The sequence below is a fragment of the Burkholderia stagnalis genome (assembly GCF_902830275.1).
Classification (GTDB): domain Bacteria; phylum Pseudomonadota; class Gammaproteobacteria; order Burkholderiales; family Burkholderiaceae; genus Burkholderia; species Burkholderia stagnalis.
This window is the reverse complement of record NZ_CADESW010000031.1, coordinates 1-14,477: the sequence shown is the minus strand read 5'-3', so window position 1 is coordinate 14,477 and position 14,477 is coordinate 1. Positions and strand designations below refer to the sequence as shown.

Sequence of the window (14,477 nt, the reverse complement as noted above, 5' to 3'; positions counted from 1 at the left end):
TTCGACAAGACGCCGGCGCCGCGCCGCCGGATACTGCCGGACTTCACGATTCCGTCCGGCCGCGTGCCGGCCTGCCTTGCATGCTGACCTCGATTGTCGCCGCGGCCTTCGTCGCGCTCTGGTCCACCGGCTTCATCGTCGCGCGGGCGATCAAGCCCTACGCCGATCCCAACCTGTTCCTGCTCGCCCGCTTCGCGGGCACCGCCGTGCTGTTCGGCGCGGTCGCGCTCGCCGCGCGCGCGCCGTGGCCGGCCCGCCGCGAATGGCCGCGCCACCTGATCGCGGGCGCGCTGCTGCAGGGCGTGTATCTCGGCGCCAGCTACTGGGCGGTCGCGCAAGGGCTGAATGCCGGCGTGATGGCGCTGCTCGGCGCATTGCAGCCGCTCGCCACCGCAGTGCTCGCGGTGCCGCTGTTCAACGAGCGGCTGTCCGCGCGCGGCTGGCTCGGCATGGCGCTCGGCCTCGTCGGCGTCGCGCTGGTGCTCGCGCCGAAGGTCGCGGGCGGCGTCGCGCCGGCGCCCGGCGCCGCGCCCGCATGGCTCGTCGTCGCGGTGTCGGTGCTGTCGGTCGGGGCGATCACCGCGGGCTCGCTGTACCAGAAGGGCAAGCTCGCGCAAAGCGACCTGCGCACCGCGGTCGCCGTGCAGAACCTCGGCGCGGCGCTCGTCGCGGCCGTGTTCGCGGTGCTGCTCCACGAAACGCGCTGGAGCGGCTCGCCCGCATTGTGGGTGTCGCTCGTCTGGGGCGTCGTGTTCCTGTCCGGCGGCGCGGTCACGATGCTGATGTGGATGCTCCGGCGCGGCAATGCCGCACGCGCGACGTCGCTGCTGTTTCTCGCGCCACCGCTCGCCGCGCTGCAGGGCTACCTGATGTTCGGCGAGACGCTCGCGGCGATCCAGCTCGCGGGCTTCGCCGTCGCGCTGGCCGGCGTCGTGCTCGCGCGGCGCTAGGCTCGTCGATCGCCCGTTCCGGCACGACACGGCACGACGATTGCGCTTATGATGAGTGCCTCGAATTTTGTCCCGGAACGCCCCTCATGACAGCCGCCGACTACGCCAGCCGCCAACGCGCGATCATTGCCGAACTGAACGTCGCCCCGCACTTCGACGCCGATGCCGAAATCACGCGTCGCGTCGACTTCCTCGCGCAGTACCTGCGCTCGACCGGCCTGCAGGCCTACGTGCTCGGCATCAGCGGCGGCGTCGATTCGTCGACGGCCGGGCGGCTCGCGCAGCTCGCGGTCGAACGCCTGCGGGCGGGTGGCTACGACGCGCGCTTCATCGCGATGCGTTTGCCGAACGGCGTGCAGAACGACGAAGCCGATGCGCAGCGCGCGCTCGCGTTCGTGCGCGCCGACGAGGAACTGACGGTCAACGTGAAGCCGGCCGCCGACGCGATGCTCGGCGCGCTGGCCGCGTCCGGCCATGCGTTCGACAACCCGGCCCAGCAGGACTTCGTGCACGGCAACATCAAGGCGCGCGAGCGCATGATCGCGCAGTACGCGGTCGCGGGCGCGCGGCGCGGGATCGTGATCGGCACCGATCACGCGGCCGAATCGCTGATGGGGTTCTTCACGAAATTCGGCGACGGCGGCGCGGACGTGCTGCCGCTCGCGGGCCTGAGCAAGCGCCGCGTGCGTGCGGTGGCCCGCGCGCTGGGCGGCGACGAGACGATCGTGATGAAGGTGCCGACCGCCGATCTCGAGGAGCTGCGTCCGCTGCGCCCCGACGAGCACGCATACGGCGTCACCTACGACGAGATCGACGACTTCCTCGAAGGCAAGCCCGTCAGCGACGAGGTGTACGAAACGGTGCTGCGCTTCTACGACGGCTCGCGGCACAAGCGCGCGCTGCCCTATACGCCGTTCGACTGGCCCGAGCGCCGCGGCTGACGGCCTGCGTCGCGTGCCGGCCGAACGCGCCGGCACGCCGCCCTTCCCGAATAATCAGGCGTGCCCGCCGCCCGCCGCGTGCGCCGCCTTCCTCGCCTGCAGCGCGCGAATCCGCATCTGCGCGCCGGTATCGGCGACCGTCCGGTCGTACATCGCCGCGACGTCGTGCTTCAGCGCGGTGCGCGAGCCGCCGTCGAGATACACCATGTGCCCTGACGGATAGAAGCGCGCCGACAGGTTCTGCCGCACCTTCTGGTCCTCGAGCGGCATCTGCTGCAGGTCGATCACGGTCTGGTAGAACGGCGTGACGAAATCGTAGAGGCCGTTCGCCGACAGCACCTTCAGGTCCACGTTCAGCGCCATCACCGCGGCGAGGTCGCCCGCCGTGTAGAGGATCACGTTGCCCTTCGCATCGACGCCCTGCTGCGCGCCGGTCGGATCGATGTGACTGAAATCCCAGTTCCGGAACGCCTGGTCGTTCAGGTCCGTGAACGCCGAGTTCGACGTGAACTTCAGCTGCTCGTTCAGATAGCTGTTCCACATCGCCGTATAGACGCCCGACACCGCCGTCATCGTCGGATCGTTGCCGCCCGAGTTCGGATCGACCTTGCCCGCGATGCCGGTGCCGATGCCCGTCACGCGGCCGTCGTACGCGCCGAGTACGAGCCCGTTCGCGCGCAACAGCGCCGTCAGGAACAGCGAATTGCCGCGCGCGTCGTAGCCCGCGATATCGAGGCTCCATGACAGCAGCGTCGTCGCGTCGATGCCCGTGTAGTCCGCGAGCTTCTTCACCACCGCCTGGTCGGTGTGCGGCAGCGTGCGCAGCGCGTTCAGGTAGTCGGTGCGCGCGAACTGCGCGACCTCCTCGACGAACGCGCCGAGATCGGTCGGCGCCGGCGACACGCCGAGCCGCTTGTGATACCACGCGTCGGCCGCCGCGGTCGGCAGCGCGCCGACCGGGTTGCCGGCCTGGCGGTAATCGAGGATCGACGACTGCAGCGTGATGCCGTTCAGGTCGACGCCGTCCTCGTGCAGCTTGTACGCGAGCACGCAGCTGCGCGCGGTGCCGTACGATTCGCCGAACAGGTATTTCGGCGAATTCCAGCGGTTGTTCTTCGTCAGGTAGCGCTTGATGAACTGCTTCAGCGAATCCGCATCCTGGTCGACGCCCCAGAAATCGCGGTTCTTGTGCGGCGCGACCGCCGCCGAATAGCCGGTGCCGACCGGGTTGATGAACACGAGGTCGCTGCGGTCGAGCAGGCTGTCGGGGTTGTCTTCCATCTGGTACGGCGCGGGCGGCGTGAAGCCCGGCATCGACGTGCGGATGCGGCGCGGCGCAAACGAGCCGAGCAGCACGAACACCGACGACGAGCCCGGCCCGCCGTTATAGAAAAACGTCACGGGCCGCGCTTCCTCCTTCTGCCCGTCCTCGGTGAACGCGACGTAGAAGAGCTTCGCGGCCGGCAGCGAGCTGCTCGGATCGACCGTCACGAGATGCCCGGCCGTCGCCGTGTACGCGATGCGCCGCCCGCCGATCGTGACCGCGTGATGCGTCACCGCGGCCGCTTCGGTCGTGTCGGTGACCGAATCGTCCGGCCCGTTGCCGTATGCAACCGGGTCGAAGAACGGCTGGTCGCGCCCGTGGCTCAGCGCGACCGGATTGACCGTCGGCGGCACGCTGTGCGAGTTGTGATCGCCGTGATGCAGCGGATACACGCCGCCTGAAGATGCGGAATCGTTGCCCATCGTGCTGCTCCTCGAGGTAAGGGGAAAGCAATGAACCTGCAACCAGCGTGATGCGTAAACAATGCGTTGGGCCGCCGCGGTCAGCTCGACGGCTTGCGCGCCAGGATCGCGGCCAATTGCGTGCCGTTCGGACTGCCGAGGCCCGTGCACGCGTCCCAGCCCCGCGCGGCCGCATACGCGCCGTTCGCGCCTTCGGTGATGTCGCGCAATGCGCCCGGATGCCGGTACAGCAGCGGGTTGATCCAGCCGGCCGACGCCCCGGCCGCCGCGTTGATGCGCGCGAGCAGCGCCGCCCACAGCGGCGCCACCGCGCTCGTGCCGCCCAGCACCGCCGGCGTGCCCGCGATCGCGACTTCGTAGCCGGTCAGCGGCGACGCGTCGCCCGCGACGTCCGGCACGCCGCGCTTCCCGAGCGGTGCCGTGCTGCCGTCGGCCCGCGTCACCGCGAGCCCCTGCTGCCACGCGGGCAGGTCGAACAGCGTGCTCACGCCACCGCCGCCCGCGCCGCCGCCGGCCGCGTCGTCGTTCCACACGACTTCCGCGCGGATGCCCTGGCCCGGCAGCGCATCGAGATGCGTGCCGCCGCAGCCGAGCACGTACGGGCTCGACGCGGGGAAATCGACGTGCTCGGCGCCGTCCTGCAGGCCGTCGCCCGAACCGCTGTCGCCGGACGCCGCGCACACCGTGATGCCCTGCGCGGCCGCCGCCTGCAGCACGCGGTTGAATGCCTGCGCGGATTGCGCCTGCCAGATCGCTTCGGGGCCGCCCCAGCTGATCGAGATCACCGACGGCCGATGTTTCGTGTCGTTGACCGCCGCGTTGACGGCCTGGATGAAGCCCGCATCGCTGTTCGGCGCGAAGTAGACCGCGATCGTCGCGGCCGGCGCGATCGCGCCGGCGATCTCGATGTCGAGCGCGACTTCGCCGTCCGGGCCGCTCGGGTCGCCGGTCGGCGCATTGCGGCCGGTGCCGACGTTCACGTCGACGAGCGTCGGCGGCGTCGCGATGCCGAGCCCGCGGAAATACTGCGCGATGTCGGCCGCGCGATAGCCGCCGCCGAGTTCGATGATCGCGATGCACTGCCCCGCGCCATCGCCGGCCGGGAAACCATAGAGCGCCGCGAGCTGCGGCGGCGTGAAGGTCACCGCCGTGCCGCCGCGCGCCGGCCTGAACGGCGGGCGCAGCCGGAAATGCGGCCGCGCCTGCGGACGGCTGTCGAGGCCGAGCACCGCGGTGACGGCATCGCCGAGCTCGTCGGGCAGCGTGATCGCGCCGGACCGGCCGCGATACTGGCCGATCGAACGGTGCTCGAAGCGCTCGAGCTTCACCGCGAACGCGGTCTCGAACTGCTGGATCGTGCCGGACAGCACGACGACGCTCTCGACCGGATCGACGCGCTCGACCGTCAACTGATGACGGCGCGCGAAGTCCTCGGTCTTGCGGATGTCGTCGGGTGCGGCGGAGAAGCGCTGCGCGAATGCGTCGCGCGACAGCGGCCGCGCGTTCGGGTCGCCGGTCGCGAGCTGGTGAAGCAGCGTATCGAGATCCCCTTCTTCCTGCCGCCGCAACATGATCGTCACGTGGATGCGCTCGGCCGGATCGCACGGGCCGAGGCACCGGGATTCGGCGACGATACGGGGTTCACGGTCGGCGTGAAGATGCCTTGCCATATTCAGACCCTCCTGGTTACCGCGTTGCACGGAACAGCCAGAAAATCGGACATGACCGACAGCGGACGGTTCCGTTTCGTCGGTCGAATGCGCAGCAGCGCGGCAGGGTTCAGGAAGTTTAGAGCAAGTCAGATGATTCGCGCTTGCGGTCGGGCAACCCGGAAGCGCATGTGCGGGCATGATGCAGCGGCGCGCGCGGCGGGCCCGAGCGCACCGTCCTGCTTGGATGCTCAGTCCATCGACAGGCGCAGCGCGAAACCGATCAGCGCCGCCGAGAAGGTCCAGCGCTGCACCGTCTGCGCGAGCGGATGCGCGCGCATCCACGCGGCGATCCGCGACGCGCCGAACACGCAGGCGAGGTCGAAGCAGACGCCCGCCGCCACCAGCAGCGCGCCGAGCTCGAACATCTGCCAGACGACCGGCCCGGCCTCGGGCCGCACGAACTGCGGCAGCAGCACCGAGCAGAACAGCAGCGCCTTCGGGTTCAGCAGGTTGGTCAGAAGGCCCTTGAAGAACGCCTGACGCAGCTCGCCCGCCGTGTCCGCGTCGCCGTCGCCGAGCGCGAACACCGGCGAGCGGAACACCTGGATCGCGACATACGCGAGATAGAGCGCGCCGCCGTAGCGGATCACTTCATACAGCCACGGCGCGCTGCGGATCAGCGCCGCGACGCCGCACGCGGACAGCGTCACGTGCGCGGTGCGCGACAGCGACAGGCCGGCCGCCGCGGCGACGCCCGGCCGCACGCCGCGGCCGATGCTGGTCTGCAGCACGAGCGCCATGTCCGGCCCCGGCACCGCGTAGATCGCCGCCAACGCGGCGAGGTAAATCAACAGCAAATGCGTGGAAATCATGTTCTGCCCCCGTCCATCGATGACGATATGGTGCCGCCAACGGAGGAGGGATTTTTGGCCATGTTTGACGGCCATCCGGTTATCCTGAGGGGATTCCCCCAAGATCATCCGAATCGACCAAGGATTCCACCTTCATGACCGACCTCGACAAAACCGACCGCGCGATCCTCGCCGCGGTGCAGCGCGATGGCCGCGTGCCGATCGCGCGGCTCGCCGACAGCGTCGGCCTGTCCGAAACGCCGTGCGCGCGCCGCCTGAAGCGCCTCGAAAGCGACGGCTACATCGAGCGCTACCGCGCGCAGCTGTCGCGCAAGGCGCTCGGGTTCGGCGTCGTCGCGTTCGTGCTGGTGCGCTTCGCGGTGCACGACCGCGAGGTCGCGAACCGGTTCGAGCGGGAAGTCCTCGCGATCGAGCGGATCCTGTCGTGCCACAACGTGTCGGGCACCGCCGACTACCTGCTGCAGGTCGTCGCGCACGATCTCGACGATTACGGCACGTTCCTGCGCGAATCGCTGCGGGTGCTGCCCGGCGTGACTTCGATCGAATCGGCGCTGTCGCTGCGCGAGGTCAAGCGCGAGTCGGGGCTGCCGCTGCCGTAAGCGGGCCTTGGCGCGCGCCGCTACGCGTCGGGCGGCTGGTGCGCGTGCTCGAGATCCTCGAGAAACGCCTGCACGAGCGGATTGCCGCGCCCGTTGCGCGCGACGACCATGTGGAACGTGACGTCGTAGTGCAGCCGCTCCGCATTGAGCGGCGCGAGCAGGCCCTGCGCGACGTAGGGCGCCGCGAAATGCTGCGGCAGGTAGCCGAGATGATGGCCGGACAGGATCAGCAGCGCGACCGCTTCCATGTTGTCGGCGGTCGCGGTCACGCGGTCGGGCGTCGTCGACATCTGCGCTTCCGGCAGCGGATACGAGCGCCACGCCCATTCGAAGCCGGCGACGTCGGCCGGCGTCAGCGCGCCGGCGCGCGCGAACAGCGGATGGCCGCGGCCGCAGTACGCAACCTGCCGCTCGATGAACAGCGGCGTGTAGTGCAGCGCGGGCACCCGGTGCCAGAAGTAGCCGACCGCGATCTGGATCTCGTCGCTCAGCAGCTTTTCCTCGAGATCGCCCGGCGCGCGCACCGAGATCGAGAAGCGCACGGCCTGGTCGCGGGTGCGGAACGCGGCGATCGCCTCGGCGATTCGCGCGTTCTGGCTGATCGGCGTATGGCCGATCAGCCCGATGTTCAGCGTGCCGACCAGTTGCCGGTCCATGTGCCGCGCGGCGATCCCGAATTCGTCGAGCGCGGCCAGCAGCTTGCGGCTCATCGCGTCGAACCGCTCGCCCTTCGGCGTGAGCCGGAAGCCGCTGCGGCCCCGCTCGCACAGCCGGTAGCCGAGGCGGGTCTCGAGCGACGACAGTTGCGCGCTGATCGTCGACTGCCCGACGTTCAGCACCGCCTGCGCGGCCGATACGCCGCCGGCATCGGTGACCGCGAGAAACACGCGGATCAGCCGCAGATCGAGGGTCGACAGATTCCCCAGCACGCTATTCCCCTTCCATACATCGATTCGGATCGATGTTTACGTCGATATCTTCGCATTCTTCTTTCCGGCCGGAGCGCGTAAAACTGTGCGCCAAGCCGGGTCGAATGATACGGCACCCCACATTGGAAGAGACACGCCATGAACGACCACACCCATTTCCAGCCGCTCGGCGGCAACGAGATGCCGCGCTGCGGCGGCATCGCGACGATGATGCGCCTGCCGCACGTGCCGACGGCCGAGGGCCTCGACGCGTGCTTCGTCGGCGTGCCGTTCGACCTCGGCACGTCGAACCGCACCGGCGCCCGCTTCGGCCCGCGCCAGATCCGCACCGAATCCGTGCTGCTGCGCCCGTACAACATGGCGACGCGCGCCGCGCCGTTCGACTCGCTGCAGGTCGCCGACATCGGCGACGTCGCGATCAATCCTTACAATCTGCACGATTCCATCGCGCGCATCGAGGCCGCGTACGACGCGATCCTCGAGCACGACTGCAAGCCGATCACGCTCGGCGGCGACCACACGATCGCGCTGCCGATCCTGCGCGCGATCCACCGCAAGCACGGCAAGGTCGCATTGATCCACGTCGATGCACATGCCGACGTGAACGACACGATGATGGGCGAGAAGATCGCGCACGGCACGCCGTTCCGCCGCGCGGTCGAGGAAGGCCTGCTGCACGGCGACAAGGTCACGCAGATCGGCCTGCGCGGCACCGGCTACGCGGCCGAGGATTTCGACTGGTGCCGCGAGCAGGGCTTCCGCGTCGTCCAGGCCGAGGAATGCTGGAACAAGTCGCTCGCGCCGCTGATGCAGGAAGTGCGCGAGCGGATCGGCGACACCCCCGTCTACATCAGCTTCGACATCGACGGCATCGACCCGGCCTACGCACCCGGCACCGGCACCCCGGAAATCGCGGGCCTCACGGTGCCGCAGGCGCTCGAGATCATCCGCGGCGCGAAGGGGCTGAACATCGTCGGCTGCGATCTCGTCGAAGTGGCGCCGCCGTACGACCCGTTCGGCACCACCGCGCTGCTCGGCGCGAACCTTGCATACGAGCTGCTGTGCGTGCTGCCCGGCGTCGCATACCGCGACTGATCCCGACAGAACAACATATTCCGATCCAGAGGATTCGAGAGGAGCCAATAAAAGATGGGGACTTCCGTCAAGCAACCCAAGCGCGCGGCGCTCGCGTCGTTCGTCGGCACCACGATCGAGTGGTACGACTTCTACAGCTACGCGACCGCCGCCGCCATCGTGTTCGGGCCGCTGTTCTTCCCCGGCGAGAACCGCTTCATCAGCCTGCTCGCGTCGTTCGGCTCGTTCGCGGTCGGCTTCTTCGCGCGGCCGCTCGGCGGCGTGATGTTCGGCTACCTCGGTGACCGCTTCGGCCGCAAGCGCTCGCTGCTCGCGACGCTGATGCTGATGGCGGTGTCGACGGTCGCGATCGGCCTGCTGCCGACCTATGCGCAAGCCGGCGTGATCGCGCCGATCCTGCTCGTGCTGATGCGCGTGCTGCAGGGCATCGCGGTCGGCGGCGAATGGGGCGGCGCGGTGTTGCTCGCCGGCGAACACGCGCCGGAAGGCAAGCGCACGTTCTTCGCGTCGTTCGCGCAGCTCGGCAGCGCGAGCGGCCTGATCCTGTCGATGCTCGCGTTCGGCGCGATCAGCACGCTGTCGAAGGACGAGCTGATGAGCTGGGGCTGGCGCCTGCCGTTCCTCGCGAGCGCGGTGCTGCTGGCGGTCGGCTTCGTGATCCGCGCGAGCGTGTCCGAGTCGCCCGAGTTCGAGGAAGTCAGGAAAAGCGGCAACACCGCGCAGAACCCGGTGCGCGAAGCGCTCAAATACTGGCCGCTGCTGCTGCTCGCGATCGGCGCGAACGTGTACGGAATCGCCGGCGTGTACTTCAGCAACATCTTCATGATCAGTTATGCGACGCAGTTCCTGTCGCTCGACCGTTCGATGGTGCTGCACTGCATGACGATCGTCGCGGTGCTGCAGTTCGTCGTGCAGCTCGCGGCCGCGTTCTTCGCGCAGCGCTTCGGCACGACGCGCGTGCTGCTGATCACCGGTGCATGGGCCGCGATCGTGCCGTTCGTGATGCTGCCGCTCGTCCATGCGGGCACGCCGCTGTCGATCACGCTCGGCGTCGGCCTCGCGACGCTCGCCGAATCGGGCTACTACTCGGTGGTCGCGGGCTTCGTCAGCGGCATCTTCGTTGCACGCATCCGCTACACGGCGATCTCGATCGCGTACCAGGTGTGCGGCGCGCTCGCCGGCGGCCTCACGCCGCTCGTCGCAACCATCATCGCGCAGAACACCACGCCGCAGTGGTGGCCGCTCGCGATCCAGTACACGAGCGCCGCGATCCTGTCGTCGGTGTGCGTGTGGCTGATCGCACGGCGCGTCGGCATCGACGATGCGGGTTCGCCGCGCGAAGCACGCGAAGCGCTGCCGCGCGGCACGCGCACCGCATAATCGCTGCAACGGGCGGGCGGCGCGCAGCCGTCCGCCCGGTCGTGTTTGTTGTTCCAACGACGGGCGGCATGCGCCGCCTGTCATCAAACTGACTGGCGGGCAGCGCCAGGAGCGAGCGCGTTTCCCTTTCGAGACGCAGCCATGAATCCCCCTGCCTCGTCCGCCGCGAACAGCCTGGCCACCGTCGAACGCACCCGCTATGCCGGCCTCGCGATCCTGCTGCTGGTGCTCGCGCTCGGCGCCATCTATGTCGCCACCCGCCTGATCGCGGACATCGCGCCCGTGCGCGAAGGTTCGCTCTTCCCTTACCTGCTGCTCGGCGTCGCGCTCGTGATCGCGCTCGGCTTCGAGTTCGTCAACGGTTTCCACGACACCGCGCATGCGGTCGCCACCGTCATCTACGCCATCCCGACCTGGGTGAAGGTCGCCGTCACGATCGCGCTCGCGCTGGGGCTGGGGCTCGGGCTGGGGCTGGGGCTCGGGCTGGGGCTCGGGCTCGGGCTCGGGCTCGGGCTCGGGCTCGGGCTCGGGCTCGGCACGATGGTCGGCTGGAAGCGCATCGTCGTGACCGTCGGCGAGAAAATCGGCAAGCAGCATCTGACCTACGGCCAAGGCGCGTCGGCCTAACTCGTCGCGATGCTGACGAGCGGCGCGGTCGACGTCTACGGGCTGCCGGTGTCGACGACGCACGTGCTGTCGTCGGGCGTCGCCGGCACGATGGCCGCGAACGGCTCGGGGCTGCAGTGGAGTACGGTGCGCAGCCTCGTGCTGGCGTGGGCGCTGACGCTGCCCGCGTCGATCGCGCTTGCCGGCGCGCTGTATTGGGTGTTTCGTTCACTAGGGTGACCGGTTCGGTAATGGATGCGCGTCAGCCGAATTGAAACGCAAGATGCGGGACGCGTCCGCGAGATGACGCCGTTAGACTGGATTCACCGACTCCTGCCGTGGATACCGTCATGACCGCTTGCTCGAACCATTCCGCGCTTCGCGCATCGTCCGATGCGCGATCCAGTGCACGCCTCCTCCGGCCGTCGCCACGCTCGGCGACGTCACGCGGCATCACGGACACGACGACCGGAGCACGCTCGTGAAGGTCGCCGATCTGCCATCGGACGCCTGCGACATCGTCGAGCGCATCGGCACGCTGGATTGGCCCGCCATCGAAACCGAGCTGGGCCGTCAGGGGTGTGCGCTCGTTCCCCGTTTGCTGTCCGCGTCCGCATGCGATGCCCTGGCGTCGCTCTATCCGCGCGACACGCTGTACCGTTCGCGCGTCGTGATGGCGCGTCACGGCTTCGGACGCGGCGAATACAAATACTTCGCCTATCCGCTGCCGGCGACGATCGACGCGCTGCGTTCGACGCTCTATCCGCACCTCGCACCGATCGCCAATCGCTGGAACGCGGCGCTCGGCGTCGATCTCCGCTATCCGGCGGAGCACGCGGCGTTTCTCGCCCGCTGCCACGCGGCAGGACAACTGCGCCCGACGCCGCTGATCCTGCAATATGGGCCGGACGACTACAACTGCCTGCACCAGGACCTGTACGGCGAGCATGTGTTTCCGCTACAGGTTGCGATCCTGCTGTCTGCGCCCGGGCGCGACTTCACCGGCGGCGAATTCGTGCTGACCGAGCAGCGGCCGCGCATGCAGTCGCGGGCGGAAGTCGTGCCGCTGACGCAGGGCGACGCCGTGATTTTCGCCGTACATGGCCGGCCGGTGCAGGGCACGCGCGGCGTCTATCGCGTCAATCTGCGTCATGGGGTGAGCCGTATCCGGTCCGGACATCGCCATACGGTCGGCATCATCTTTCATGACGCGCAGTGAACTGGTGTGGGTGGCTTCGTCGGTGATGGCGCGCTCCACGACGAAGCAATGCGCCATAAAGAAGCGCCGTCGCGCGTTGATCGTCGATGCATGAACGACCTGTGTGGGGAAACGGCACATACGTTGACCGGCCGCACACCGCGCTCGGGTGTGATGTCATGGTCACCGGCAGTGACTCCGGCGCACGCGGGGCTGCTCGCACCTGCGCGCAACGAAGCGCCATCACGCGTTGATCGTCGATGCATGAACTACCTGTATGGGGAGACGGCACATACGTTGACCGGCCGCATACCGCGCTCAGGTGTGATGCCATGATTACCGGCAGTGTCTCCGGCGCACACGGGCTGCTCGCACCTGCACGCAACGAAGCGCCATCACGTGTTGATCGTCGATGCATGAACGACCTGTGTGGGGAGACGGCACATACGTTGACCGGCCGAACACCTCGCTCGGGTGTGATGCCATGGTCACCGGCAGTGACTCAGGCGCACACGGGTGCTGTCCGCACCCGTCGTGCCCCAGACCGGCGATCCGCATCACCCTCGCGCCGCGCTCGCCCTCAACCGGTCGCCCGCATCGACAGCGAGTCGCACATAGCCGGGCAAGGTCAGCAACGCAAGCACGCCGGCCGCGACGAATGCCCAGCGGAAATCGTCGAGCACGTAATGCACGCCGGTTGCATCGCCCCGCAGCGAAGCGGCTACGCGCAGCGCGAGCGCGCCAAACGCAATCCCCATGCCGATCGTCATCTGCTGCGCGGCACTCCACAGCGTGCTGGCGGCGCTCGTCTGCCGGGCTGGAATGTCCGCGTAGGCCAGCGTCGCGAGCGTCGTAAACTGCATCGACCGCGTCAGCCCGTAGACGAAGACCACGAACAGCGTGATGGCCAACGGCGTCGATGCGGTCAGCCAGCCACATGCGATCGTGAACACGCCGACGATCGTCACGTCGACGAGTGCCACGCGCCGGAAGCCGAAGCGGTCAAGTATCCACGATGTCCCTGCCTTCATGCCGAGATTGCCGACCGCGCTCGCCAGCAACAACAGGCCGGACTGGAACGGCGACAGGCCGAAACCAATCTGGAACAGCAGCGGCAGCAGATACGGCACCGCGTTGATCGCGATTCGCGTGACCGAGCCCGTGATCACCGTCACGGAAAAGGTCGGCACGCGGAGCGTCGTGAAATCGAGCAGCGGATGCGCACATCGCCGCGCGTGCAGCCATGCGGCGATGCCGAACAGCACGCTCGCCCCGACGAGCACCAACGCGTGCGCAAATTGCGCGTCCTGCTGTCCGGCTGCTTCGGTCCCGATCAGCAGGCAGGTCAGCGCGGCGCCTGCGAGCACGAAGCCGATCCAGTCGAGCGGCCGCTGTTCGTCGGCGCGCGTATTCCTGACGATCAGCCAGGTGCAGACGAGCGCCGCGATGCCGAACGGCACGTTCAGCAGGAAGATCCAGCGCCACGACGCATACGTCGTGATGAAGCCGCCGATCGGCGGCCCGACGACGGGCGCGACAATGCCCGGCCAAGTTATCGTCGCGATCGCACGCATCAGGCGGGCTTTTTCGGTGCTGCGCACGACGATCATCCGTCCGACGGGCACCATCATCGCCCCGCCGATACCTTGCAGCAGGCGCGCGGCCGTGAATGTCGCGACACCGTTGGACAGGCCGCACAACACCGACGCTCCGGTGAAGATGACGATTGCGCTGCCGAACACCGTGCGCGAGCCGTATCGATCCGCAATCCAGCCGCTGATCGGAATGAACACCGCGAGCGCGAGCATGTAGGCGGTCATCCCGAGGCTCAGCGCGTTGGGTCCCACGCCGAAGGTGTGCGCCATTTGCGGTAATGCGGTCGCGATCACCGTCGTGTCGAGGTACTCCATGAAGAAGGTTGCGGCGACGAGATAGGGCAAGAGATCGGTCGTCCGATCACCTTGGGTGGACGTGGCAGTCATGAGCGAGGCAATGGATGGAACGCGGAAGACGCCGCACGCCGCATATGCATGATGCTGAATGCCGCGGGCGATCGGCACGAATTCTGGATATTACCTTGAAGGTCGTTCTGTCTGCTTGCTCGGCCTTCGACGCCGGGATGGACTTTATGCGCGAAAAGTAGGGCGAAATTGCGCGGCGGGCGCAACGAGGCACTGATGCGCGCGGCGAATGGGGGGAAAGCCACAGGGACTACACGGCACAAAGGCTCGTGTGCGGGGCTGATGCTGCTACTGGTTGGATTGGAGAGGAAGTAGCACGCGCCGTTTGCGGCCCGATCGCGGTACCTGGCACCGCGCGAGCCACGCGCATTTCCGCGCCACAAATGCAAAAACCCCCGCCGGTTGGGCGGGGGTTTCTGGCTTAGGGAGCCTGACGATTACCTACTTTCACACGGGAATCCGCACTATCATCGGCGTAGAGTCGTTTCACGGTCCTGTTCGGGATGGGAAGGGGTGGGACCGACTCGCTATGGTCATCAGGCAAAGAG

General features: G+C 68.2%; 11 protein-coding genes, 1 rRNA gene and 1 pseudogene. 7 read left to right on the top strand and 6 right to left on the bottom strand.

Annotated elements, in window-relative coordinates; translation table 11 throughout:
* Positions 1–80 precede the first annotated feature (80 nt).
* Together HWY45_RS33605 and nadE are read left to right on the top strand one after the other, a co-directional pair.
* Positions 81–950: a DMT family transporter gene (locus HWY45_RS33605; protein ID WP_059885224.1), complete on the top strand. Its 870-nt coding sequence runs from the start codon at positions 81–83 to the stop codon at positions 948–950.
* Between the two features lie 86 nt (positions 951–1,036).
* Positions 1,037–1,891 carry an ammonia-dependent NAD(+) synthetase gene (gene nadE, locus HWY45_RS33600; protein ID WP_059563131.1) on the top strand — a complete coding sequence of 285 codons (855 nt, stop codon included), beginning with the start codon at positions 1,037–1,039 and terminating at the stop codon, positions 1,889–1,891.
* A gap of 54 nt (positions 1,892–1,945) precedes the next feature.
* On the opposite strand, the gene HWY45_RS33595 is transcribed toward nadE, so the two are convergent.
* The 3 genes from HWY45_RS33595 to HWY45_RS33585 form a co-directional block, all read right to left on the bottom strand.
* The gene (locus HWY45_RS33595) at positions 1,946–3,637 is read right to left on the bottom strand and encodes a S10 family peptidase (protein WP_059803691.1); all 1,692 of its coding nucleotides are present in this window, start codon (positions 3,635–3,637) and stop codon (positions 1,946–1,948) included.
* A gap of 80 nt (positions 3,638–3,717) precedes the next feature.
* Entirely contained in the window at positions 3,718–5,307 is a 1,590-nt protein-coding gene (locus tag HWY45_RS33590; RefSeq protein ID WP_059885222.1) for a S53 family peptidase, read from the bottom strand.
* A 230-nt stretch (positions 5,308–5,537) separates the two neighbouring features.
* Positions 5,538–6,161, bottom strand: coding sequence for a LysE family translocator (locus HWY45_RS33585; RefSeq protein ID WP_059563128.1), 624 nt, complete (start codon positions 6,159–6,161; stop codon positions 5,538–5,540).
* A gap of 134 nt (positions 6,162–6,295) precedes the next feature.
* Between HWY45_RS33585 and HWY45_RS33580 the strand changes: the two genes are divergently transcribed.
* Complete coding sequence (locus HWY45_RS33580) at positions 6,296–6,760, top strand: Lrp/AsnC family transcriptional regulator (protein ID WP_017331227.1); 465 nt, start codon at positions 6,296–6,298, stop codon at positions 6,758–6,760.
* Between the two features lie 20 nt (positions 6,761–6,780).
* Here the strand turns inward: HWY45_RS33580 and HWY45_RS33575 are convergent, their stop codons facing one another.
* Complete coding sequence (locus HWY45_RS33575) at positions 6,781–7,689, bottom strand: LysR family transcriptional regulator (RefSeq protein WP_017331226.1); 909 nt, start codon at positions 7,687–7,689, stop codon at positions 6,781–6,783.
* Between the two features lie 138 nt (positions 7,690–7,827).
* Here HWY45_RS33575 and speB point away from each other — a divergent pair, with 138 nt between their 5' ends.
* From speB to HWY45_RS33555, 4 genes and pseudogenes are all read left to right on the top strand, one after another.
* Complete coding sequence (gene speB / locus HWY45_RS33570; RefSeq protein WP_059563127.1) at positions 7,828–8,784, top strand: agmatinase; 957 nt, start codon at positions 7,828–7,830, stop codon at positions 8,782–8,784.
* 54 nt (positions 8,785–8,838) lie between these two features.
* Positions 8,839–10,164 (top strand): MFS transporter, encoded by a 1,326-nt coding sequence (locus HWY45_RS33565; protein ID WP_059803684.1) that lies wholly within the window; start codon positions 8,839–8,841, stop codon positions 10,162–10,164.
* Between the two features lie 405 nt (positions 10,165–10,569).
* Positions 10,570–11,010 (top strand): annotated as a pseudogene (locus tag HWY45_RS37530) (inorganic phosphate transporter); the annotation flags it as partial.
* A 241-nt stretch (positions 11,011–11,251) separates the two neighbouring features.
* Complete coding sequence (locus HWY45_RS33555) at positions 11,252–11,989, top strand: 2OG-Fe(II) oxygenase (RefSeq protein WP_059563201.1); 738 nt, start codon at positions 11,252–11,254, stop codon at positions 11,987–11,989.
* A 536-nt stretch (positions 11,990–12,525) separates the two neighbouring features.
* Here the strand turns inward: HWY45_RS33555 and HWY45_RS33550 are convergent.
* Positions 12,526–13,950, bottom strand: coding sequence for a DHA2 family efflux MFS transporter permease subunit (locus HWY45_RS33550; RefSeq protein ID WP_059885256.1), 1,425 nt, complete (start codon positions 13,948–13,950; stop codon positions 12,526–12,528).
* A 407-nt stretch (positions 13,951–14,357) separates the two neighbouring features.
* Positions 14,358–14,470: ribosomal RNA gene (gene rrf, locus HWY45_RS33545) — 5S ribosomal RNA — on the bottom strand.
* Positions 14,471–14,477 lie beyond the last annotated feature (7 nt).

Bases quoted from the DNA above. Each gene is read 5' to 3' on its own strand.
- HWY45_RS33605 (WP_059885224.1), top strand. From the start codon at position 81: ATGCTGACCTCGATTGTCGCCGCGGCCTTCGTCGCGCTCTGGTCCACC.
- nadE (WP_059563131.1), top strand. From the start codon at position 1,037: ATGACAGCCGCCGACTACGCCAGCCGCCAACGCGCGATCATTGCCGAA.
- HWY45_RS33595 (WP_059803691.1), bottom strand. From the start codon at position 3,637: ATGGGCAACGATTCCGCATCTTCAGGCGGCGTGTATCCGCTGCATCAC.
- HWY45_RS33590 (WP_059885222.1), bottom strand. From the start codon at position 5,307: ATGGCAAGGCATCTTCACGCCGACCGTGAACCCCGTATCGTCGCCGAA.
- HWY45_RS33585 (WP_059563128.1), bottom strand. From the start codon at position 6,161: ATGATTTCCACGCATTTGCTGTTGATTTACCTCGCCGCGTTGGCGGCG.
- HWY45_RS33580 (WP_017331227.1), top strand. From the start codon at position 6,296: ATGACCGACCTCGACAAAACCGACCGCGCGATCCTCGCCGCGGTGCAG.
- speB (WP_059563127.1), top strand. From the start codon at position 7,828: ATGAACGACCACACCCATTTCCAGCCGCTCGGCGGCAACGAGATGCCG.
- HWY45_RS33565 (WP_059803684.1), top strand. From the start codon at position 8,839: ATGGGGACTTCCGTCAAGCAACCCAAGCGCGCGGCGCTCGCGTCGTTC.
- HWY45_RS33550 (WP_059885256.1), bottom strand. From the start codon at position 13,950: ATGACTGCCACGTCCACCCAAGGTGATCGGACGACCGATCTCTTGCCC.